Genomic DNA, 21,584 nt, shown 5'->3' with positions numbered 1-21,584 from the left:
CGGCCGGGCTTGCTAAGCTCAGGGTTTTGATCGCCCAGCGGACGCATGCCCATGCAGCAACCGGACGACCGAAAGCCAGGCGATCCCCCCGTCACGCGCACCGTGGCCGAGCCCGCGCTGCCGCCGGTGTGGCGCCGCGTGCTGGAGCCGCCGCTGCCGGCCGCGCCGACGGAGCGCGGCGTGCTGGGCTTCTTCCTCGACGTGGTGCACGAAGACGGCAGCAGTGCCGGCCGGCTCGACGTGGCGCCGGCGGTGCTGGCCGTGGCCGAACACGGCCGCTTTGCCCGGCCAGCCCCGCTGGACAGCAAACATCTGGTGCACGCCCAGCTCGAGCCGCACGAACAGCGCCTGGCTGCCACCGTGCTCGGCCTGCCGCAGACGCTGCGAAAGAGCCGCAGCTACGCGCGACTGAGCGGCCACGTCGGCGACGCCCTGCTGGCGGAAATCCTCGACACGGCGCCGTGCTTCCTCGGCGGACTGGGCGGGCTGCGCCTGTCGCGCGGCAAATCGCACCAGCTCAACTGGCACTGGCAGCTCGAGGGCGATGGCAGCCAGCGGCTGCTTCCGGCGCTTCCCACCGGCCAGCGCCTGCTGCGCGTCGACGGCCTGTGGTACCTGGACGCCGAGCGCGCCGAGCTGGGGCATCTGGAAGCGCCCGCCGAGGAAACCGCCTGGCTCGACTTGCCGCCGCTCAAGCACGACGACAGCCATCGCCTGCGCGCCGCCCTGCCGCACAGCCGGTTGGCCCATCGTGTGCCGCTGCCGCAGGTATTCGACGATCTGCGCCGCGAGGACCTGGCCCCCCGGCCCGTGCTGACCCTGCATGCGCTCACCCGCCACGCTCGACTGGCTGCCGGTACGCCGCCGCTGGCTTACGCGCGGCTGGCCTTCGATTACGCCGGCGAGCGCCTGCCCGGCCGCGGCGGCGAGCCGCTGGTGCGCCGCGTGCGCAACGGCCAGCTGGTGGAAATCGTGCGCCGCCGCGCCGACGAACTGGCGGCGATGGAGCAGCTCGAACGCGCCGGCCTCACGCCCGGCGTGGATACCGAAGGCCTGCCGTGGGACCTGGCCGACACCCTGCCCGAGGACGCTTGGCTGTTCCCGGGCAAGGGCTACGCCGGCGCGCTGGAGGTGAACACGCCGGCGCGCTGGCTGGCGCTGCGCGCCAAGCTGGAAACCGAAGGCTACGTGGTGGAGTACGCGCCGAGCTTTCCGTTCGAGGTGCTGGAAGGCCCCGTGCGCTGGTACGGCAACGCCACCGAGGACGCCGACGACCACGCCTTCGACCTGGAGATCGGCATCGAGGTCGAGGGCAAGCGGCACAACCTGCTGCCTGCCGTGGCGCAGGCGCTGGCCGAGCATCAACTCAACCTCAGCCCGGTGCCGAACGAACCCGAAGACGCCGTGTGGTACGCGCCGGTGGACGACCGCCGCCGCGTGCCGGTGAAGCTGAAGGAGCTGCGCGGCCTGCTCGCGCCGCTGGCCGAGTACCTGGAAAAGCCGAAGAAGCGGCTGCATCTGCCGCGCGTGCAGGCCGGTCGGCTGGAAGAGCTGGTCGACGCGCTGCCGGCCGGCGGCGAGCTGCAGGCGCCCGAGCAGCTGCGCGGCTTCACCGCACGCCTGCGCGACGCCGCCGACCGCGCGAGCGACGCGGTACCCGAAGGCCTCACAGTGGAACTGCGGCCGTACCAGCGCGAAGGCCTGCGCTGGTTGAACGCGCTGGCCGAGGCCGGCGTGGGCGGCGTGCTGGCCGACGACATGGGCCTGGGCAAGACGCTGCAGCTGATCACCCATCTGCTCGCGCTGAAGGAGCGCGGTGCGCTGGCGCAGCCGGCGCTGATCGTGGTGCCGACCAGCCTGATTCCAAACTGGCAGGCCGAGTGCGCCCGCTTCGCGCCGTCGCTGAAGGTGCTGGCGCTGCACGGGCCGCAGCGCGGCGGCGATTTCTCGCAGCTCGGCGCGCAGGACATCGTGCTGACCAGTTACGCACTGCTGCCACGCGATGTGGTGACGCTGCGCAAGCAGCCGTTCGCGCTGATCGCGCTGGATGAGGCGCAGCAGGTGAAGAACCCGCGCACGCAGGCGCGCCGCGCCGTGCTCAGCCTGCGCGCGCCGCGCTGCATCTGCCTCACCGGCACGCCGCTGGAAAATCATCTGGGGGAACTGTGGTCGCAGGTGGATCTGGCGGTCCCCGGCCTGCTCGGTGACGAGGGCGCGTTCCGTCGCCACTACCGCGGCCCGATCGAAAAGCAGCGCGACGAGGAGTGCCAGGCCCGCCTCAACCGCCGCCTCGCCCCGTTCATCCTGCGCCGGACCAAGAGCCAGGTGGCGTCCGAACTGCCGCCGAAGACCGAGATCACCCGCCGCGTGGTGCTCGATGGTCGTCAGCGCGAGCTGTACGAGAGCCTGCGCCTGTCGCTGGCCGACGAACTGCGCCAGGTGATCGCCCAGCGCGGCATCGCGCACTCGGGCATCGTGGTGCTCGATGCGCTGCTCAAGTTGCGCCAGGTCTGCTGCGATCCGCGACTGGTGAAGCTGGAAGCGGCGCGCGGAGTGCGCGATTCGGCCAAGTTCGAGCTGCTGATGGACATGCTGCCTGCGCTACTGGCCGAAGGCCGCAAGGTGCTGCTGTTCTCGCAGTTCACCGAGATGCTCAAGCTGATCGCCAACGAGCTCGATCGCCGGCGTATTCCCTACGTCACGCTCACCGGCGAGACGCGCGACCGCGCCGAGCCGGTGAAGCAGTTCCAGGAAGGCGACGTGCCACTGTTCCTGCTCTCGCTGAAGGCCGGCGGCGTGGGCCTCAACCTCACCGCCGCCGACACGGTGATCCACTACGACCCGTGGTGGAACCCCGCCGCCGAGGCGCAGGCCTCGGACCGCGCGCACCGCATCGGCCAGGACAAGCCGGTGTTCGTGTTCCGGCTGATCACCTCCAACACGGTGGAAGAGCGCATCGAGGAGCTCAAGCTACGCAAGGCCGAGCTCGCCGACGCGGTGCTCGAAGGCGGCGGCACGCGCGAAAAGCTCAGCTTCGATCAGGGTGATCTCGACGCGCTGCTCGCGCCGGGCTGAGGCGCCGGCTTCTCAGGGCCCGGTAGCGCGCGTGCGCAGCAGGGCGTCAACCGCCTGCTGCCATTCGGGCGAACCGGGCGCGGCTTGCGGTGCCTCCTGGCCGAGCTGATGCTGCACGGCCGCGTTCCATTCCGCCGACCCGCGATCCGGACCGTGACCGTCGTCGGTGATGCCCAACGTACGATCGACCCAGACATACCACTCCGGCGAGCCCAGCGCGGGGTTCGCCGGCGCCTGGGCTTGCGCGCGCGGCGTGGGAGCGTCGCGCGAGGGCGGCGGCTCGGACGGTGAGCAGGCGGCGAGGGCGCAGGCCAGCGTGGCGGCAAACATCGTGTGGGTCAGCAGGTGGCGCATGCGAATGTCCGGACGGGGCGCTGGGCGGAGCGCTTCAGGCTAGCCCGGCCGCGTTCAGTCGGTGTCAGCGGCGCGCAAAAATCCCGTTGGCGGTTCAGTCGCGCGCGGCGACTTCGTCCACGTGGGCCAGCAGATCGGCCGGGTCGTCGTAGACGCGCAGCGCGCCAGCCTGCTGCAGTTCCTCGCGGCCGTAGCCGCCAGCGAGCAGGCCGATGCCGATGGCGCGGGCGCGCTGTGCGGCGAGCATGTCCCACACACTGTCGCCGACCACCAGCGCGTGGCGGATGTCGAAGCCCAGCCTTGCCGCGGCGGTGAGGAAGAGGTCCGGGTCGGGCTTGGCGTGACGCACCTGGTCGCGCGTCACCACCGGCACTTTCGACGGGTCGACGCCCAGCGCTTCCAGATTGTGCGCGGCGGTTTCCATGCGGCCGCTGGTGGCGATCGCCCAGGGGATCTGCTGCTCGGTGAGGAAGGCCAGCAGTTCGCGGGCGCCGGGCAGCGGCTTCACCGAGCCTTGCGTGTGCTGGCGATTGAACGCCTCGGCGTGCCGGCGGCGCAGCCGCTCCAGCCGGTCTTCGGTGATGTCCAGCGCGGTCTCGCGCAGCAGCATGTTGGCGAACAGCCCGCCGCTCATGCCGATCTTGCGGTGGATGCGCCACACCGACAGCTCCACGCCTTCGGCATCCAGCGCATCTTTCCAGGCCAACACGTGCTGGTAGACGCTGTCGACGAGGGTGCCGTCGAGATCGAACAGGAAGGCGGTATCGCTGCGGGGCATGCGGGTTCTCCGGTGGCGCCGGGAACCGTGCCACCGGCCGCGTGACGGCCGCGCCTGCGCGCGGCGAGGAAGCTCAGCGTCCGAGCAGGGGGCGGCCCGATTCCATCACCGCCAGCGCCGCGGCGCCAAGCAGGCCCGGTTCGGGATTCATGATCGCCTGGGTGGGCACCTTCTGCATGATGTCGCGGAAGCGGCCCTTGGCCTCGAAGCGCTCGCGGAAGCGCCCGCGCTCCAGCCACGGCAGCAGGATCGGGATCAGCCCGCCGGTGAGATACACGCCGTTCCACGCACCCAGCGTGAGCACCAGATCACCGGCCACGCTGCCGAAGATGCCGGCGAAGGTTTCCACCGTGCGCGTGCACAGCGGGCAGCTGCCGTCCTTCGCGCGGGCGGTGATGTCCTCCGGCTTGAGCGGCTGTGCGGTGGCGCCGACCATGTGGCAGATCGCGTCGTACAGGTTGACCAGGCCCTGGCCGCAGATCAGCCGCTCGTTGGAGACGCGGCCGTACTTGTGGTTGAGGTAGTCGAGGATGGCGATGTCCTCGGGCGAGTGCGCGGCGAAGCCGGCGTGGCCGCCTTCGGTCTGCAGCACACTGCAATGGCCCTGGCGCACCAGCAGGCCGCCCACGCCCAGCCCGGTGCCGGGGCCGACGATGGCGAAGGTCTGCTCCTCGTCCTCGCCGATCACCGGCAGCGGCAGCTCACCCACGCGCACCAGGTCGTCGCCCTTGAGCAGGGTCACCGCCATGCTCTGCGCGGCGAAGTCGTTGACCAGATGCACGGCGTCCAGATCCAGCGCGGCGGCGGTCTGGTGCGCGGAAATCGCCCACGGGTTGTTGGTGACCTTGACCGTCTCGCCGTCCTCGATGCGTCCGGCGGCGGCGACGATGGCGCGCTTCACCTTGAGGCCCGTATCGGCCAGGTACTGCTTCGCGGTCGCCACCAACGACTCGTGCTCGGCCACCCGGTAACGGCGGATGCTGTCTTTCAGCAGCGGATCGGCGCGCGAGGGATCGGCCACGCCGAAGCGCACGTTGGTGCCGCCAAGGTCGACCAGCAGGGTGGGAACGGAAGCGTGAGCGTCAGCCGACATGCGAAAACCTTCAGCACAAGCGAATAGACAAGGGTGCCCTGCACCCGGGCGCGCGTCCAGTGGTCAGCCGAGCGCCGCGCCGCCGCTGGCGATCACCTGCGCGTAGAACTTTGCGCTCGCCTTGAGGGTGCGCTTCTGCGTGGCGAAATCCACGTGCACCAGGCCGAAGCGCTTGGTGAAGCCCAGCGACCACTCCAGATTGTCCAGCAGCGACCACGCGTAATAACCCTTCACGTTGGCGCCGTCAGCCATCGCGGTATGCAGCGCGCGCAGGTGGCGGCGCAGGTAGTCCACGCGCAGCGGGTCTTCCAGCGTGTCGCCCTCGACCACCGGTGGGTCGTAGAAGGCGGCACCGTTTTCGGTGATGTAGAGCGGGGTATTGCCGTAGCGCTGCGCGAATGCGGCAAGCGTGTCGATCAGCCCCTGCTCGTACACTTCCCAGCCGGTCTCGGTGTGGGTGCGGTTCGGCTGACGCACGGGCGAGGCGCGCAGCGGTGACTGTGCCGGATCGTCGCGCACCACGGCGCGCGTGTAGTAGTTGATACCGACGAAGTCGACCTTCTGCCGGGTCAGCCCGAAGTCACTGGCGGGGAAGTCCGGCCAGGCGTCGCCGAAGCATTCCTTCAGTTGCGGCGGATAAGAGCCCAGCAGTGCCGGATCGGCGAACTGCTGGTTCATGTAGGCGTGGGCGCGGGCCGTGGCGGCGACATCGTCGGCGCGCTCGCTGGCCGGGTACTTCGGCTCGATGTTGAACACCACGCCAACCTGGTGCCGACCCACGCCGCGGTACGCCTGGATCGCCGCGCCGCTGGCGCGCATCAGGTTGTGCGCGGCGATCGGCGCCTCGTACAGATTGCGATGACCGGGGGCGAGCGTGCCATGCAGGTAGCCGCCGTCGGTCACCACCCACGGCTCGTTGAGCGTGGCCCACATCGGCACGCGGTCGTCCAGCGCCTTGAACAAGACCTCGGCGTACTCGGCGAACCAGTGCGCGCTGTCGCGATTGAGCCAGCCGCCGCGATCGTCCAGCGCGGCCGGCAGGTCCCAGTGGAACAACGTGGCGTTCGGCGCGATGCCGTGTTCGAGCAGTTCGTCGACCAGCCGGGAGTAGAAGTCCAGCCCGGCCGGATTGATGCGCCCGGTGCCTTCGGGCAGCACGCGCGCCCAGTTGATGCTGAAGCGGTAGCTCTTGAGGCCCAGTGCCTTCATCAGCTGCACGTCGGAGCGATAGCGGCGGTAGTGGTCGCAGGCCACGTCGCCGTGGTCGCCGTTGGCCATCATCCCCGGCGTGTGCGCGTAGCGCTGCCAGATGCTCGGGCCGGCGCCGTCGGCCAGTGGCGAACCTTCGATCTGGTAGGCGGAAGTGGCGGCACCCCAGACGAAATCCGCCGGGAAAAGAAAGCGTCCTGTCATCGCGGGATGTCCGATTGCCGCGGCGCGGCTTGATGTAAACGATTACATCGCGAGAATAGCCCAACGCTCTCCTCCGATGCACCATGGCGCATGATGGCGCCCGGGCGGGTGCGCCCCTGACGCGGAGGTCTCGATGGCGGTGGTTCGGCTGGACGCGCTGCGCAAGGTCTATCCCAACGGATACGTCGCCGTGGCCGATGCCAGCATCGAGATCGCCAGCGGTGAGCTGCTGGTGCTGGTGGGGCCGTCCGGCTGTGGCAAGACCACGTTGCTGCGCATGATCGCGGGGCTCGAATCGATCAGTGCCGGCACGCTGCGCATCGACGAGCGCGTAGTCAACGAGCTGCCGCCGAAAGACCGGGACATCGCCATGGTGTTCCAGAACTACGCGCTGTACCCGCACATGTCGGTGGCGGAAAACCTCGGCTTCGGCCTGCGCCTGCGTGGCATGGATCGTGCCGCGGTGGACGCGCGCGTGCGCGAGGTGGCGCAACTGCTGGAGCTGGAGCCGCTGCTGGACGCGCGCCCCGGCGCGATGTCCGGCGGCCAGCAGCAGCGCGTGGCGCTGGGCCGTGCGCTGGTGCGCGATCCGAAGGTGTTCCTGCTCGACGAGCCGCTGTCCAACCTCGACGCACGCCTGCGCCTGCACATGCGGGTGGAGATCGCGCGGCTGCATCGCCGGCTCGGCACCACGATGATCTACGTCACCCACGACCAGATCGAGGCGATGACGCTGGGCCAGCGCATCGTGGTGATGGACCGCGGCGTGATCCAGCAGATCGACACGCCGATGAACCTCTATCGCCGCCCCGCCAACCGCTTCGTCGCCGGCTTCCTGGGCAGCCCGGCGATGAACTTCCTCTCCGGCAACGTGCGCCTCGGTGCGGTCACCGAACTGGTCGGCCCGCACGGCACGCTCGCACTGCCCGGCGTGGCGTGGCCCGCGAACTGGACCGGACGCGAGCTGGTGATCGGCGTGCGCCCGGAAGACTTGCATCCGGTCGACGCCGCCGGCCCCGTCGCGTTGAGCGCGCGGGTCGATGTGGTCGAGCCGGTCGGCAACGAAGTCTTCCTCAACCTGCGCAGCGGCGAGAAACCGCTGGTGGTGCGCCTGCCGCCGCGCGTGGTGCCGCAGCCGGGCGACCTCATCCATTTGGCGCCTGATCCGGCGATGCTGCATGTGTTTGATGCGGCCAGCGGAGAGCGTCTCGACGACTGACCGCTTGCCGGCCGAACTTTTTTCACGCAAGACTGACAAAGCAGGACAGAGCTGCACAGGGGAGATTCGGCACATGGTTCGCATGGAGGCGATAACCCGCCACTACCGGGTGGGCGGCCAGATCATTGCCGCGCTGGATGGCGTGGGCTTCGAAGTGCCCAGGGGACAATTCACCGCCATCGTCGGACCCTCCGGCTCGGGCAAGTCCACCTTGTTGAACATGCTCGGCTGCCTGGACCGGCCCGACAGCGGCCGCTACCTGCTCGACGACGTCGACGTCTCCACCTTCGACGACGAGCACGCCAGCGACTTTCGCAACCGGCGTATCGGCTTCGTGTTTCAGTCCTTCCACCTGCTACCGCGCTTGAGCGTGCTCGAGAACGTGCTGCTGCCGCGCCGTTTCCTGCGCGGCGATGCGAGCGGGCTGGAGGATCGCGCGCACCACCTGCTTGATCGCATGGGTCTGGGCCAGCGGCTGGAGCATCGTCCCGGGCAGTTGTCCGGTGGACAGATGCAGCGTGTGGCGATCGCCCGCGCGCTGCTGATGCAGCCGGCCTTGCTGCTGGCCGACGAGCCCACCGGCAACCTCGACTCCAAGAGCGCCGCCGACGTGCTGGAGCTGATCCACGAAGTTCACGCCGACGGCCAAACCGTGGTGCTGGTCACCCATGACGCCGATGTCGCCGCACGCGCGCAGCGGCAGATCACCCTGCGCGACGGGAGGGTCGAGCATGATTCGGTGGCGTGAGCGCAGCGCCGCTTTGGCACTGATCCTGCTGCTGACAACGCCGGCGGCGGCCACCGTGTTCAGCGGTGAAGTGCGCATGCTCGACGCCCAGGCCATCGACACGCCGCCATCGCTGAGCTCGCCGGTGGTGCTGCGCTACTTCATGCCCGACGGCGCGCAGGCGAAGCCGGGCGACGTGGTCCTGCGCATCGACGCCGGCCCGGCTGAGGCGCAACTGCGCAACCAGCGCGCCGAACTGATGCAGGCGCAGGCGAAGGCCGCCAAGGACATCGCCGACCTTGAGTTGAAGCAGTCCGACGCCGAGCTGGCCCTGGCCGATGCCCAGGCCGAGCGCGACACCGCCGCAGTGGATGCGGCACTGCCCAAGGCGCTGCTGTCCGCGCTCGACTACGACCGCTACCAGAGCGAGATGCAGCGGGCCGAGCGTGCGCTCGCGCTCAAGCGGGCCGAGGCTGCGCAGGCCCAGGCGGCGTTGGTGCGCCGTCGTCAGGACGCCGCGCTGGAGCTGGAAAAGAAAACGCTGTCGCTGACCTTTCTCGCCGATCAGGTGACCTCCGCGGTGGTCAAAGCCACGCGTGCGGGCACCGTGGTGCACGGTTTCGACAACCTGTTCGGTGCCGGGGGACGCTACGAGGAAGGCTCCACCAGTTACCCGGGCCAGACCGTGGGCGAGGTGATCGGCAGTGGCCGGCATTACACCGTGCGCGCGTGGGTCCTAGAGCCCGATCGCGCCGGATTGCAGGTGGGGCAGGCGGTCGCGCTGAGCGTGGACGCGCTGCCGGGTCGCGCACTGGGCGGCACCATCGAAGCGATCGCCGGTGCCGCCAGCGCAAGGCCCGAGTGGGGTGACGGCCGCTACGTGCAGGTGGACATCGCGCTGCCAGCAGATACCACGCTGGCGCTGCGCTCGGGCATGAGTGTGCGGGTGGATACCGACACGGCGGCAACGCGAGCTGCCGCACCGGCGAGCGACGAAGGCGAACTGAACATCGACGGCGAAATTTTCGCCCAACGCAGCCTGGCGATCGTGCCGCCGGCGGTGGACGGCCTGTGGCAGCTCACCGTCACGGCGATGGCCGGCGACGGGGAGACCATCGCCAAGGGCGCGCCGCTGGTGGTGTTCGATCCATCAGAGGTCAACAAGAACCTCACGGCCAAGCGCAGCGAACTGGCCGAGAAGCTGCGCAAGCAGGAGCAGCTGAAACTCGATCTGGCCGATCGTGCGCGTGACATAGAACTGGACACAGCCAAGGCCCAGGCCGATCTGGACAAGGCGCAGCGCAAGGCCAACCAGCCACAGGCCTACGTACCTGGCGTGCAGTACGCCAAATTGGTGATCGATCGCCACAAGGCGGAGCGTCGTCTGGCGCTCAGCCAGCAGCGTGCCGTGGTGGCTGCGCGCGCACGTGCTGCCGAACAGCAGCTTGCCGACGCGGAGGTCACCCAGTTGCAGAGCCAGGTGACCGAGCTGGAGGCTTCGCAGGCCTCGCTCACGGTCAAGGCGCCACGCTCCGGTATCGTGCTGCACCGGAGCGGCTGGAACGGCGACAAGATCGATACCGGCTCGCAGGTCTGGATGGGTCAGTCGGTGGCGCAGATGCCCGACCTCTCCACGCTCGCCGTGCGCGCCGCGTTGCCCGAACGGGCATTGCGGCGCGTGCATGACGGCCAACGCGTGCAGGTGGTGCTCTCCGGTGGGGGCGGTCGGCGACTCGCCGGCCACATCGTGGAGATCGGCAACGCCATCCACAGCAAGTCTCGCGTGGAGGCGGTGCCGGTGGTCGATCTGGTGGTGCATCTGGATGCCGGCACGCAAGGGCTCAAGCCCGGGCAGGCGGTGCGGGTCAGCGTAAAGGACGATGCGGTGGCGAGCCGATGAACAGGAAGGACGGATACGGCTTTGCGCTGTCTGCCCTGCTGCTGGCGGGCTGCGCCCACAAGGCACCGGATACGACCGTGCTGGAGATCGTGCATGCCGCGCCGCTTGAGTTCAGCGTGCATGGCGAGGGCGAGTTGCGCGCCGTCAAGTCGACCGCCTTGCTGGTGCCCGGTCCGATGTGGACGCCGCGACAGGTCACCTGGATGCTTCCCGATGGCAGTCCGGTCGCCAAGGGCGATCTGGTCGCGCGCTTTTCGGCCGAACAGAGCAAGCAGGATCTGGCGCAGGCGCGCATCGACCTGGAGCGCAACCTGCTGGCGCGGCGCGGCAAGCAGGCCGAGCTGGAGGACAGCCACGGCAAACTCGGCGTGGACCTCACCCAGGTGGCCGGCCAGCTGGCCATTGCCCAGCGCTACGCGAATGCCGGCCCCGAGGCGATGGCGCGCAACGACATTCTCGACGCGGTGCAGGACGCGCACTACCTCGGCGTGCGCCAGGGCATCCTGCAGTGGCGCGAGCGGCAGTCGAGCAAGCGCGGTAGCGCCGAGCTGGCCGTGCTCGATGCGCAGCAGGCCACCTTCGACACGGTAGCCAAGCAAAAGCAGGACGACCTCGACGCGCTCGAGTTGCGCGCGCCTCATGATGGCGTGCTGGTGCTGGAGAAAAGCTGGAGCGGCGAGGTAGCGCATACCGGCGGCAGCCTGTACGCCGGCAGCCCATTTGGCAGCTTGCCCGACCTGGCCACGCTGGAAGTGCAGCTGGCGGTGCCGCAGATCGAAACCCAAGGCATACGTGTCGGCGACACCGTGGAACTGCATCCGTGGGGCGAGCCCAGCCAGTGGATGACGGCAAAGTTGAGCTGGGTTGCCGCTGCTGCACAGTCGCGCAGCCGGGAGAATCCGGTGAAGTACCTGATGATGAAAGCCACGGTTCCCGTCGACGTGGCGCGTCGCTATGGCTGGACACCGGGCCAGCATTTTGTCGGAAAGGTTGTGCTGCTCAAGCTCGATCACGGCCTGAGCGTGCCGAACGTGGCGCTCGGCAGCGGCGACGGTGGTCCGAGCGTGCAGGTACTGGTGGACGGCAAGCCGCAGCGCCGAGCCGTCACCTTGGGCGTGCGCGGTCCTACCCGCGCGCAGGTGCTCAGTGGGCTGACAGAGGGCGATCGCGTGCTGCTTGGCGATGCCGCCGCGGAACCAGCAGCGCCGCCAGCGCCAAAGGTCGCCCCGGCCGGGAAGGTGGCGCCGTGATACTCGCACCGGCGTGGCGCGAAGCGATTGAAGCGCTCTCGCGGCGCAAGCTTCGCACCTTGCTGACCCTGCTTGGCATGATCTTCGGCGTTGCCGCGATCGTGGCGATGCAGGGCGTGGGCGCGGGCAGCCGGCGCGAGGCGCTCAAGCTGGTCGAAAGCCTGGGTCTGCACAACCTGATCGTGGAGGCCAAGACGCAGGACGCCGACAGCCTCAAGGAGACTCGCGCGCGCAGCCTCGGGCTCACCGTAGCCGATGCGCGTGCCGCGCTTGAGGTGGTGCCCGCGGCCGAGGACTACGCCGTCGAAAAAAGCGTGCGCCGCTGGGACGTGTTCAGCGACGTGGGCCGCAGCGAAGCGGGAGTGAGCGGCATCAGTCCGGGCTATTTCAAGCTCGCTTCGCTGCGCGTGACAGCAGGCCGTGCGCTTGACGCCAACGATGACAAGCGCCTGGCGGCGGTCGCCGTGCTGGGTGCGCAAGCGGCGCATGAGCTGTTTCCCGATGGGAAGCCGCTGAACCGGCTGATCAAGGTCAATCAGGTGTGGCTGCGTGTGGTCGGCGTGTTGGCCGATCGCGACCTGGGTAAGGACCAGTTCGAAGGCGTGGCGCTGGGTGCCGACGCCGACCGCGTGTTCGTGCCGCTGGGCAGCGCGCGCGCAAGGTTCCGTTTTCAGCCGATGGAAGACGAGATCGACCGCTTTATGCTGCGACTGAAGAATCCCGACCAGTTGGCGGTGGGTGTGCGGGTGTTGGGCCAGGTGCTCGACCAGCGCCACGCTGGAGCCGCCGACTACCGGATGGTGGTGCCACAGCAGTTGTATCGACAGAACCAGAAGACCCAGCGGATCTTTTCCATCGTGATGGGCTCGATCGCCGGCGTGAGCTTGCTGGTTGGCGGCATCGGTATCATGAACATCATGCTGGCCAATGTGCTGGAGCGGCGTCGCGAGATCGGCTTGCTGCGTGCGATCGGCGCACGCCGGCAGGACATCGTCGCCCGGTTTCTGCGCGAGGCGGTGGTGATCTGCGCGTCCGGTGCGCTGATCGGCCTGCTGTTCGGCGCGTTGCTGGCGTATGCGATCGCCGCGTTCGCCGGCTGGCAGGTGGCGTGGGAGCCCTTCGGCATTCTCGCTTCGGTGCTTGCCTGCCTGTTAATTGGCATTGCTTTCAGCATCTATCCCGCGCGGCAGGCCGCGGCGCTGGATCCGATCGCTGCGATTCGCGACGAATAGCCGGAGTAGCGCACTCCGGTGGTGCGAACGTCGCAGCGCACCGGCAGTTGCAGAGTCGCGTCGTAGAATGGATGCCTCGCCCCACTCGCAGGACCGGTCCATGAGCTACCCCGCCATCCGCCCTCGCCGCATGCGCCGCGATGCGTTTTCCCGCGCGTTGATGCGCGAGCACACCCTGCTGGCGAGCGACCTGATCATGGTGGCCTTCGTGGTCGAGGGCGAGAACCGGCGGGTGGATGTGCCCTCGATGCCCGGCGTGCAGCGGCTGTCGATCGACCTGTTGCTCGAGTTGGCCGGTGAGTGCGTGCGGCTGGGCATTCCCGCGCTGGCGCTGTTTCCGATCACCGACGCGCCCAAGACCGAGGACGCCGCCGAGGCGTGGAATCCGGATGGCCTGATGCAGCGCGCGGCGCGCGCGCTCAAGGCGAAGTATCCCGAGCTCGGCCTGATCGGTGACGTAGCGCTGGACCCTTACACCATCCACGGCCAGGACGGCTTGATCGACGAGCACGGCTACGTGATGAACGAGCCGACCATCGAGGCGCTGGTGAAGATGTCGCTGGCGCAGGCCGAAGCCGGCATGGATTTCGTGGCGCCGTCGGACATGATGGACGGCCGCGTCGGCGCGATCCGCGAAGCGCTGGAAGAGGCCGGCCATATCCACACGCGCATCCTAGCCTACTCGGCCAAGTACGCCTCGAGCTTCTACGGCCCGTTCCGCGATGCGGTCGGGTCCTCGGCCAACCTCGGCAAGGGCAACAAGCACACCTACCAGATGGACGTGGGCAACTCGGACGAGGCGTTGCGCGAGGTGGAGCTGGACATCCACGAAGGCGCCGACGCGGTGATGGTCAAGACGGGCCTGCCGTACCTGGACGTGCTGCGCCGGGTGAAGGACGCCTTCGGCATGCCCACCTTCGTGTACCAGGTGTCTGGCGAGTACGCGATGCTCAAGGCCGCCTGCCAGAACGGCTGGCTGGACGAAAAGGCGGTGGTGCTGGAGACGCTCACTGCATTCAAGCGGGCCGGCGCCGATGCCATCCTCACCTACTTCGCGATCGACGCCGCGCGCTGGCTGCGCGGCGAATAGTCCGGGCCGCCGCGCCCGCGAAAATCCCGCGGCGCAGCCGCCCCACGCCCGAATCGCCCGGCACGATGGGCGACCCGGGCGCAGCCCGGCTCTTCCATCAAATCGTACGCGGCGACCCGACCGCCGCCATGGAGCAGTGGCATGAAGTACTGGGCGACCTTGCTGTGCCTGATGATGGCGTGCGCGTGCGTTCACGCGTCGCCTCCGGTGCGTGGACAGGCCCCGCGGTGGCAGCCGGCAGCCGGTTTGAAGCAGGTGCCGATCTGGCCGGCCACGCCACCCGATGCGCAACCCATGCCCGGGCCGGAGTCGATGGTCGTCCGCTCCGAGCAGGTGGGCGGCCGGCCGTGGCGCGCCGTGACCAATGTCGATACGCCGACGATGACCGTGTACCCGCCGAAGGGCCGCAACACCGGCGCAGCCGTGGTGGTGTTCCCCGGCGGCGGTTTCGAGGTGCTGGCGATCGACCTGGAAGGCAGCGAGATCTGCGATTGGTTGACCGCCCGCGGCATCACTTGCGTGTTGCTCAAGTACCGCGTGCCCAGCGCCACCTACGACTGGCACTGCCGCTGCCGCCCGCACAACTTCGCGCTGTCCGTGCCGTCGCTGCAGGACGCGCAGCGTACGTTGCGGCTGGTGCGCTTCCATGCGCGCGACTGGCATGTCGACCCGCACCGCATTGGCGTGATCGGCTTCTCGGCGGGCGGCTATCTGGTCGCCGAGGCCAGCACCAACTACGGCAAAACGCTCTACCCGGAGACGGACGCCGCCGACCGCGAAAGCGCGCGGCCAGACTTCGCGCTGGCGATCTATCCGGGCCACCTGACCCGCGGCGACGGCAAGCTCAACCCCAACGTGCCCGTCACCGCCGACACGCCGCCCACCTTCATCCTGCAGGCCAGCGACGACGACGTCGATGGCGTGCAGCAGGCGCTGACCTACTACGCCGTGTTACAGGCCGCCAAGGTCCCGACGGAACTGCATATCTACGCCAAAGGCGGCCACGCCTTCGGCCTGCGCCGCACCGGCGAGCCGATCACCGCATGGACCGACCTGGCCGATACCTGGCTGCGCACGATCGGGATCAGCACGCACTGAACCTGCGAAACCTGGCGAGCATTCAACGCGGGGACTTCGGCCCCGTAAGCCGGATCTCGTAGATCTTCGGCCAGCGCTTGCCGGTGACGAACAGGCGCTGGCCCTTGGCGTCCCAGGCGATGCCGTTGAGGACGTCGTTGGCGGGGTCGGCGGTTTCCTCGGGTTTGGGGCCGAGGCCGGTGAGGTCGATCCAGCCCACCACGTTGCCGCTGGCCGGGTCGATGCGTGCGATGCGTGAGGTCAGCCAGACGTTGGCGTAGAGCTGGCCTTTCACCCACTCCAGTTCGTTGAGGTTCTGCACGGGGTTGCCGTCGGCGGTGACGAAGATTACCGAGACCTGGCTCAGGGTCTGCGGATCGAGCACGCGGATGGTCGGCGTGCCGTCGCTCATGTAGATGTGCCGGTCGTCGGCGGTCAGCGCCCAGCCTTCGCCGGGATAGCGAAAGCTGCCGGTGGGGCGGAAGCTGTCCAGGTCGTAGGTGTAGCCCTTTTGCGATTGCCAGGTCAGCTCGATCAGCTGGTTGTGCCAGGCCACGATGCCCTCGCCGTAGTCCGGCGGCGGCAGTTCGCGCTGCTGCAGCACCTGGCCAGTGGCGAGGTCGACCTTGCGGATGGTCGATGCGCCCACGTTGCCGGTGCTCTCGTACAGAAAGCCGTCGCGGTAGAACAGGCCCTCGGTGTAGGCGCTGGTGTCGTGCGGGTAGCTGTGCACCACGCGATAGCCGTACACCGGCACCGCGGCGCGAGAGGCGCAGGCGGGCAGGCTCAGGGCGAGCAGCAGCGGGGCGATCAGGGCAAGCAGGGTGGGCAGTTTCATCCGGCGATGATTCCACAGTTGCCGGCCACATGGCATCGGTCACGGTGGCGCCGAGGTCGCGTGACATAATCGCGCCGACCCCTACGGAGCGCCCCGCTTGGACAGCCCGCACTTCCTGCAGACCGCGCTGGTCTTCCTGGTCGCCACGGTGATTGCCGTGCCGCTGACCAAGCGCTTCCGGCTGGGCGCGGTGCTGGGCTACCTCGGTGCCGGCGTGGTGATCGGGCCGCAGCTGCTGGGGCTGGTGAGCGACACGCACGGTGTGGCCACCATCTCCGAATTCGGCGTGGTGCTGATGCTGTTCGTGATCGGCCTGGAGCTCTCACCGCAGCGGCTGTGGGTGATGCGCCGCTCGGTGTTCGGCACCGGCGCACTGCAGGTGATCGCCAGTGCGCTGGTGATCGGCGCGGTGGCCTATCTGCTGGTGGGCCTGCCGGGCAAGGCGGCGGTGATCGTCGGTGGCAGCCTGGCGTTGTCGTCCACCGCGTTCGGACTGCAGATTCTTGCCGAGCGCAAGGAGGCCGGTTCGGCCTACGGGCGGCAGGCGTTTTCCATTTTGCTGTTCCAGGATCTGGCAGCGATCCCGCTGATCGCGATGGTGCCGCTGCTGGCTACCTCCTCCTCGCGCCATGGCGTGGACCTGATCGGCATCGCCCGCACGGTGGGCATCATCGTGGTGGTGATGGTGGGCGGGCGCTTTCTGCTGCGGCCGGTGTTCCGCTTCGTGGCCAAGGCCAACGCAGTGGAGGTGTCTACCGCCACCGCGCTGCTGGTGGTGATGGGCACCGCGTGGCTGATGGAGGAGGTGGGCGTGTCCACCACGCTGGGCGCCTTCCTCGCCGGCGTGCTGCTGGCCGATTCGGAATACCGGCACGAGCTGGAATCGCACATCGAGCCGTTCAAGGGGCTGCTGCTGGGGTTGTTCTTCATCAGCGTGGGCATGTCGATGGACCTCGGCCTGCTGCAGCACATGCCGCTGCTGGTAGGCGGGCTGGTGGCTGCGCTGCTGCTCGCCAAGGGCATGCTGCTGTGGCCGCTGGGGCGCACGCTGGGCGGGCTGGACGGCAACGATGCGCTGCGACTGGCGGTGCTTCTGGCCTGCGGCGGCGAGTTCGCGTTCGTGGTGCTCAAGCAGGCGGCCGACCAGCGGCTACTCAGCGAGACGGTACATGGCGTGCTGGTGCTGGTGATCACGCTGTCGATGGCGCTCACGCCCTTGCTGGTGGTGCTGGCCGCGAAGCTGCTCGACGTGCAGGCGAAGAAGCCCGAGCGCGAGTACGACACCATCACGCCGGATGCGCCGCCACGGGTGATCATCGCCGGCTTCGGCCGCATGGGACAGATCGTCGGGCGCATGCTGCGCGCGCAGAACATTCCGTTCGTGGCGCTGGAATCCTCGGTGGAGCAGATGGACACGTTGCGCCGCTTCTCCAACACCTCGTTGTTCTTCGGCGATCCGGCACGGCCGGACCTGCTGCGTGCGGCGCAGGCGGACAAGGCCGAGGTGTTTGTGCTGGCCACCGACGACCCGCAGGCCAACCTGCGCATCGCGCGGCTGGTGCGCCGGCAGTTTCCGCACCTTAAGCTGGTGGCCCGCGCGCGTAACCGCCAGCACGCCTTCCGCCTGATGGACCTGGGCGTGGACGAGCCGGTGCGCGAAACCTTTCACTCCAGCCTGAAGATGACCCGCAAGACGCTCGAGGCGCTGGGCATGCCGCACGAGCAGGCAGTGGATCGGGTGGAGCGCTTCCGTCGCCACGACGAGAAGCTGCTGAAGACTCAGTACCTCGTCTACGACGACGAGACCCGGCTGGTGCAGACCTCGATCGAGGCGCTGAGCGACCTGCAGAAACTGCTCGACGCCGACATGTCACCGGAGGCGGCGCAGGAGCGCCAGAGCGCGGCGCCGGTGGCGGCGGCCGATCCGGACTGAGGGCGGCGCGCGTGGGGCTGGCGGCAGCGGCGCTCACGCGCCCATCTGCAAACATCTGCAAACCTCACGCCGCTCCCCGCGCTGCGGTGCTCGTGCCCAGGAGCTGGCGGGCCCGCTGGGGTAGTGCTCCATGGCCCTTCGTGTGAATCGCCGATGCGGTCTTGGCGCATCGGCGGGGTGTCGCCCTGCGCTTATTCCGACGGCTGTGCCGGCTGGCGCAAGGTCTGTCGCACGCTGGGAATGACCGCTCCGCCGCGCGCGGCCAGTTCGTGCGCGACGTCGACGTAGCCCAGGTGGCGCGCCACATCGGCGGCGGTACGACCGAAGCCATCGGCGGCGTGCCGGTCGGCGCCGCGCGCGAGCAGTACGCGGGCGGGCGGCAGCAGCGCGTGCATGGCGCAGGCGTGCAGCGCGGTGACGCCGCGTTGGTCGGCGTGCTCCAGCCGTGCGCCCGCCTCGAGCAGCACCGGCACCAGCGCGCCGATGTGGGTGGCGTCGCACTCGCTGCCCGGACGCAGCTGGGCGCCCAGCAGCATCAGCAGCGGCGTCTTGCCCTCGTTGTCGGCGTGGTTCACGTCGGCGTCGCGCTTGAGCAGGGCGTCGAAAAGGCGCCGCGCGCGCAGGCTGTCCTGGCTCTCGAAGCCGAACTGCGCCGCGGCATGCAATGCGCTGCGGCCGCGGGCGTCGGTGGCGTTCACCGTGGCGCCGGCATCCAATAGGCGCTCGACGATTTCGGGATAACCCATTGCCGCCGCCACCATCAGCGCGGTGCTTTCGCCGGGCAGGCGTTGGTCGACCGGTGCCTGATGTTCCAGCAATAGCGTGACCAGTGCCTCGCGGCGTGCCGCGACGGCGGCGGCCAGTGCGGTCATGCCGTTCTGCGCGGTGAGCGAGATGTCCGCGCCCGCATCGAGCAGGCGCTGCGCCACCTCGCGCTGGCCGGCGCCGCAGGCGTGCAGCAAGGCGCTGGCGCCCTGGGCGTCGCGGGTGTCCACCGGCATGCCCAGTTCCAGCAATCGCTCCACGGCGACCACGGCGCCGGTCGCGGCGGCGGCGGGCAGGTCGCTGGCGCGCAGCGCGCGGGCCGGGCGCGGCCAGTGGCCCCATTCGAGCCAGTGCTTGAGCTCGGGATGCTCCATCGCCAGGCCCAGCGGCGTTTCGCCGTTGGCGTCGCTGGCTTCCGGGTCGGCGCCGTGCGCGACCAGTGCACGCACCACGTCGGCCGCCTGCGCGCCGCATTCCAGCGCAGCGAACAGCGGTGTGCGGCCGCTGACGTCGCGCACATTGGGATTGCAGCCGCGCGCCAGCAGGGCCGCGACCAGCGCAAGTTGTCCGTGCGCGGCGGCCAGATGCAGCGGCGTGCGCAGGCGCTCGTCCGGTCCGAACGGATCGGCGCCACGCTCCAGCAGGGCCAGCGGCAGGGCGACGCTCTGGGCATCACCATCGAGATGATCGAGCGCACGCGCCAGCAGGCCGGCACCGGCCGGCGTAGCGCCGGCCTGCAGCAGATCGTCGATCGCTTCGGTGGCCGCGGGCAGGTGATCGAGCAGCGCGTCGAACAGGCGCGGTCCACGACCGCCGTCCTCACCTTGCAGATGCGCTTCGGCGGAGAGGCCGTGTTCGAGCAGCCAACGCCGCGCCGCGCCCAGGCCAGGGGCGGCCAGCTCCACGTAAAGTCGCGCCAGCTCCGCCGGCGTCCACTCGCGCACGCGCTGGTTGAACGTGGAGACGACGGCCCAGTGGCCGAAGCGCAGCGCATCGAGCAGGTGGCCGGGGGTGTCTTCGCCGGCGGCCAGCGCGTCGACGCTGAGGCTGGCCGGCAGCGGCGTGTCCGGATCGAGCAGAGCGACCAGATCCCAGCGGCCCGACGCCGCAGCATGATCCAGCGCGCTGCGGCCATCGCTGCCGCTGACCTTGGGATCGGCGCCGAGCGCGAGCAGGGCGCGAACCATCTCGGCGTGCGCGCGCGGTGACTGACATGCCAGGGTGAGCGCGTCGCGGCCATGCAGGTCGCGAAGGGTGGCATCGGGATCCGCCTGGGCCAACAACTGCACGATGCCCACCGCTCCGGCCCGGGCCGCTTCCATCAGGGCGGTGCTGCCGTGCTGGTCGACCAGGTTCACCTCGGCGCCCGCCGCGCGCAGAGCGCGTGCGATCTCTTCGTGGCCTTCGGCGGCGGCGGTCATCAGGGCGCTGCGCTGGCGCGCGTCGACCGCGTTGATCGCGGCGCGGTGCTTGAGCAGCAGGCGGATGCCCTGCGGATCGTCGTCGGCAAGGCTGGCCGCGGCGACCAGCGCCGGCTCGGTATCGGCCAGCTGGGTCTTGGCGCCGCGCTCGAGCAGGAATTTTGCCAGCGTCCAGTTGGCTGCGCGGCATGCGGTGGCCAGCGGGGTCAAGCCGGCGCGGTTGACGGCATTGAGGTCGGCGCCAGCGTCGAGCAGCATCGCCGCCACGATCGGTTCGTCGCTGAGCACGGCGCCGTGCAGCGCGGTGTTGCCCTCGGCGTCGGTCACCAGCGGGTTGGCGCCGTTGGAGATCAGCGTCATCACCGCCTCGGCACGGCCTTGCAGGCTGTCGCGCGTGGCGGCGAGCAGGGCGGTGAGCCCGCCCGCGCTGCGATTCACGTCGGCGCCGCGGGCGATCAGTGCGCGCAGCAGGCGGGTGTCCGGCAGCAGCGCGGCCAGCAGCAGGGCGGGGCGTTGGTCGCGATCGTCCGGCTCTGGGGCGGTATTCGGATCGGCGCCGGCTTCGACCAGGGCGAGCGCCCTCTCCACATCGGCGCCGCGGATCGCCGCCAGCAGCGCGGCGGCCTGCTCCGGCGTGCCGGCGGTACGTTCGGCCTCGGTCAGCGGCGCGGCGGGCGGACGCGCGACGGAGCCGCCACCGTTGCCCAGGCGTGGCCGGTGTCGTTCGCACAGCAGGGCGCGCAGGGTACGGTTGGCGATCACCAGGCAGCCCAGCGGCATCAGCACCAGCCCGTAAAGCCCCATTGCGGCGGTGCGCATCTCCTGCGGCAGCACGCCATACAGGCCGGTGAGGGCGAGTGCGAGGAAGGCCAGCACCAGCAGCGAAAACGCCGCCGGCAGGAAATGAGTGAAGAAGCGCTCCTCGCGCGACAGGTGGCGCCCGAACGCGATGCTGCGCGCGGTGGCAGTGAAGATCCACGAGCCGTCGCTCTGCGCCGGGTACGCGTCATCCCACACGAACACCAGCCCGAACGCCGGCCACAGCCGCCACAGCAGGGTGAGCGCTATCACCAATGCCGCGGCCAGCAGCAGCGCGCCGCTCAGGCTGGGGGCCTGGCTCAGGCGAAGCAGCGGCCAGGCGATCAATACGAACACCACCGCCACGTACGTGCTGAACATCACCAGGTGCGCGGCGCCCCGGCGCAGCACGGTGCGGCCGAAGCGCGGTTCGGGATCGAAGCCGATGGCGTGGCAGACCGCGGCCATAGTGAGCGCATTGGCCAGCAGCAGCGGGATCAGCACCAGCGGGTGCGTGCTGGCGGCGGCAATTGCGACGGCGACCCATCCGGGAACGAACCAGGCCAGTGCTTGCAGGAGAGGAGGCGGGCGGCGGCGCAGTTTGGGCTCGGTCATGGGGCG

General features: G+C 69.5%; 15 protein-coding genes. 9 read left to right on the top strand and 6 right to left on the bottom strand.

The genetic code is table 11. The features are described 5' to 3' along the window. The first annotated feature begins 51 nt into the window (after positions 1-51). Positions 52-3,075: a DEAD/DEAH box helicase gene (locus ACTHJF_RS16265; protein WP_440268028.1), complete on the top strand. Its 3,024-nt coding sequence runs from the start codon at positions 52-54 to the stop codon at positions 3,073-3,075. Between the two features lie 12 nt (positions 3,076-3,087). On the opposite strand, the gene ACTHJF_RS16260 is transcribed toward ACTHJF_RS16265, so the two are convergent. From ACTHJF_RS16260 to ACTHJF_RS16245, 4 genes are all read right to left on the bottom strand, one after another. Beyond that, the gene (locus ACTHJF_RS16260) at positions 3,088-3,429 is read right to left on the bottom strand and encodes a hypothetical protein (protein ID WP_440268027.1); all 342 of its coding nucleotides are present in this window, start codon (positions 3,427-3,429) and stop codon (positions 3,088-3,090) included. Positions 3,430-3,523: 94 nt separating this feature from the next. Further along, positions 3,524-4,207 carry an HAD family hydrolase gene (locus ACTHJF_RS16255; RefSeq protein WP_440268026.1) on the bottom strand — a complete coding sequence of 228 codons (684 nt, stop codon included), beginning with the start codon at positions 4,205-4,207 and terminating at the stop codon, positions 3,524-3,526. A gap of 73 nt (positions 4,208-4,280) precedes the next feature. Further along, on the bottom strand, positions 4,281-5,300 hold the full coding sequence (gene glk / locus ACTHJF_RS16250) for a glucokinase (RefSeq protein ID WP_431634720.1): 1,020 nt from the start codon (positions 5,298-5,300) through the stop codon (positions 4,281-4,283). 63 nt (positions 5,301-5,363) lie between these two features. After that, positions 5,364-6,713, bottom strand: a complete 1,350-nt coding sequence (locus ACTHJF_RS16245; RefSeq protein WP_440268025.1) for a GH1 family beta-glucosidase — start codon at positions 6,711-6,713, stop codon at positions 5,364-5,366. 133 nt (positions 6,714-6,846) lie between these two features. Here ACTHJF_RS16245 and ACTHJF_RS16240 point away from each other — a divergent pair, with 133 nt between their 5' ends. From ACTHJF_RS16240 to ACTHJF_RS16210, 7 genes are all read left to right on the top strand, one after another. Next, positions 6,847-7,932 carry an ABC transporter ATP-binding protein gene (locus ACTHJF_RS16240; RefSeq protein ID WP_440268024.1) on the top strand — a complete coding sequence of 362 codons (1,086 nt, stop codon included), beginning with the start codon at positions 6,847-6,849 and terminating at the stop codon, positions 7,930-7,932. A gap of 73 nt (positions 7,933-8,005) precedes the next feature. Continuing rightward, the gene (locus tag ACTHJF_RS16235) at positions 8,006-8,680 is read left to right on the top strand and encodes an ABC transporter ATP-binding protein (protein ID WP_440268023.1); all 675 of its coding nucleotides are present in this window, start codon (positions 8,006-8,008) and stop codon (positions 8,678-8,680) included. Next, on the top strand, positions 8,664-10,559 hold the full coding sequence (locus ACTHJF_RS16230) for an HlyD family secretion protein (protein ID WP_440268022.1): 1,896 nt from the start codon (positions 8,664-8,666) through the stop codon (positions 10,557-10,559). Before ACTHJF_RS16235 ends, ACTHJF_RS16230 begins: the two co-directional genes overlap by 17 nt. Further along, positions 10,556-11,809, top strand: a complete 1,254-nt coding sequence (locus ACTHJF_RS16225; RefSeq protein ID WP_440268021.1) for an efflux RND transporter periplasmic adaptor subunit — start codon at positions 10,556-10,558, stop codon at positions 11,807-11,809. The genes ACTHJF_RS16230 and ACTHJF_RS16225 overlap by 4 nt, the downstream gene beginning before the upstream one ends. Next, positions 11,806-13,041, top strand: a complete 1,236-nt coding sequence (locus ACTHJF_RS16220; RefSeq protein WP_440268020.1) for an ABC transporter permease — start codon at positions 11,806-11,808, stop codon at positions 13,039-13,041. The genes ACTHJF_RS16225 and ACTHJF_RS16220 overlap by 4 nt, the downstream gene beginning before the upstream one ends. 100 nt (positions 13,042-13,141) lie before the next feature. Further along, complete coding sequence (gene hemB / locus ACTHJF_RS16215) at positions 13,142-14,131, top strand: porphobilinogen synthase (protein WP_440268019.1); 990 nt, start codon at positions 13,142-13,144, stop codon at positions 14,129-14,131. A 171-nt stretch (positions 14,132-14,302) separates the two neighbouring features. Further along, positions 14,303-15,229, top strand: coding sequence for an alpha/beta hydrolase (locus ACTHJF_RS16210; RefSeq protein WP_440268169.1), 927 nt, complete (start codon positions 14,303-14,305; stop codon positions 15,227-15,229). A gap of 22 nt (positions 15,230-15,251) precedes the next feature. Here the strand turns inward: ACTHJF_RS16210 and ACTHJF_RS16205 are convergent, their stop codons facing one another. Next, a complete protein-coding gene (locus tag ACTHJF_RS16205) occupies positions 15,252-16,046 on the bottom strand; it encodes a glutaminyl-peptide cyclotransferase (protein WP_440268018.1) in 795 nt (264 codons plus the stop codon). Positions 16,047-16,143: 97 nt separating this feature from the next. Here ACTHJF_RS16205 and ACTHJF_RS16200 point away from each other — a divergent pair, with 97 nt between their 5' ends. After that, complete coding sequence (locus ACTHJF_RS16200; RefSeq protein ID WP_440268017.1) at positions 16,144-17,979, top strand: monovalent cation:proton antiporter-2 (CPA2) family protein; 1,836 nt, start codon at positions 16,144-16,146, stop codon at positions 17,977-17,979. A gap of 191 nt (positions 17,980-18,170) precedes the next feature. On the opposite strand, the gene ACTHJF_RS16195 is transcribed toward ACTHJF_RS16200, so the two are convergent. Then, entirely contained in the window at positions 18,171-21,578 is a 3,408-nt protein-coding gene (locus ACTHJF_RS16195) for an ankyrin repeat domain-containing protein (RefSeq protein ID WP_440268016.1), read from the bottom strand. Positions 21,579-21,584: the final 6 nt, after the last annotated feature.

The organism is Dyella sp. (assembly GCF_051962475.1).
Classification (GTDB): Bacteria; Pseudomonadota; Gammaproteobacteria; order Xanthomonadales; family Rhodanobacteraceae; genus Dyella_A.
The sequence above is the reverse complement of the archived record's forward strand: the minus strand, read 5'-3'. Positions and strand labels throughout refer to the sequence as shown.

Bases quoted from the DNA above. Each gene is read 5' to 3' on its own strand.
- ACTHJF_RS16265 (WP_440268028.1), top strand. From the start codon at position 52: ATGCAGCAACCGGACGACCGAAAGCCAGGCGATCCCCCCGTCACGCGC.
- ACTHJF_RS16260 (WP_440268027.1), bottom strand. From the start codon at position 3,429: ATGCGCCACCTGCTGACCCACACGATGTTTGCCGCCACGCTGGCCTGC.
- ACTHJF_RS16255 (WP_440268026.1), bottom strand. From the start codon at position 4,207: ATGCCCCGCAGCGATACCGCCTTCCTGTTCGATCTCGACGGCACCCTC.
- glk (WP_431634720.1), bottom strand. From the start codon at position 5,300: ATGTCGGCTGACGCTCACGCTTCCGTTCCCACCCTGCTGGTCGACCTT.
- ACTHJF_RS16245 (WP_440268025.1), bottom strand. From the start codon at position 6,713: ATGACAGGACGCTTTCTTTTCCCGGCGGATTTCGTCTGGGGTGCCGCC.
- ACTHJF_RS16240 (WP_440268024.1), top strand. From the start codon at position 6,847: ATGGCGGTGGTTCGGCTGGACGCGCTGCGCAAGGTCTATCCCAACGGA.
- ACTHJF_RS16235 (WP_440268023.1), top strand. From the start codon at position 8,006: ATGGTTCGCATGGAGGCGATAACCCGCCACTACCGGGTGGGCGGCCAG.
- ACTHJF_RS16230 (WP_440268022.1), top strand. From the start codon at position 8,664: ATGATTCGGTGGCGTGAGCGCAGCGCCGCTTTGGCACTGATCCTGCTG.
- ACTHJF_RS16225 (WP_440268021.1), top strand. From the start codon at position 10,556: ATGAACAGGAAGGACGGATACGGCTTTGCGCTGTCTGCCCTGCTGCTG.
- hemB (WP_440268019.1), top strand. From the start codon at position 13,142: ATGAGCTACCCCGCCATCCGCCCTCGCCGCATGCGCCGCGATGCGTTT.
- ACTHJF_RS16210 (WP_440268169.1), top strand. From the start codon at position 14,303: ATGATGGCGTGCGCGTGCGTTCACGCGTCGCCTCCGGTGCGTGGACAG.
- ACTHJF_RS16205 (WP_440268018.1), bottom strand. From the start codon at position 16,046: ATGAAACTGCCCACCCTGCTTGCCCTGATCGCCCCGCTGCTGCTCGCC.
- ACTHJF_RS16195 (WP_440268016.1), bottom strand. From the start codon at position 21,578: ATGACCGAGCCCAAACTGCGCCGCCGCCCGCCTCCTCTCCTGCAAGCA.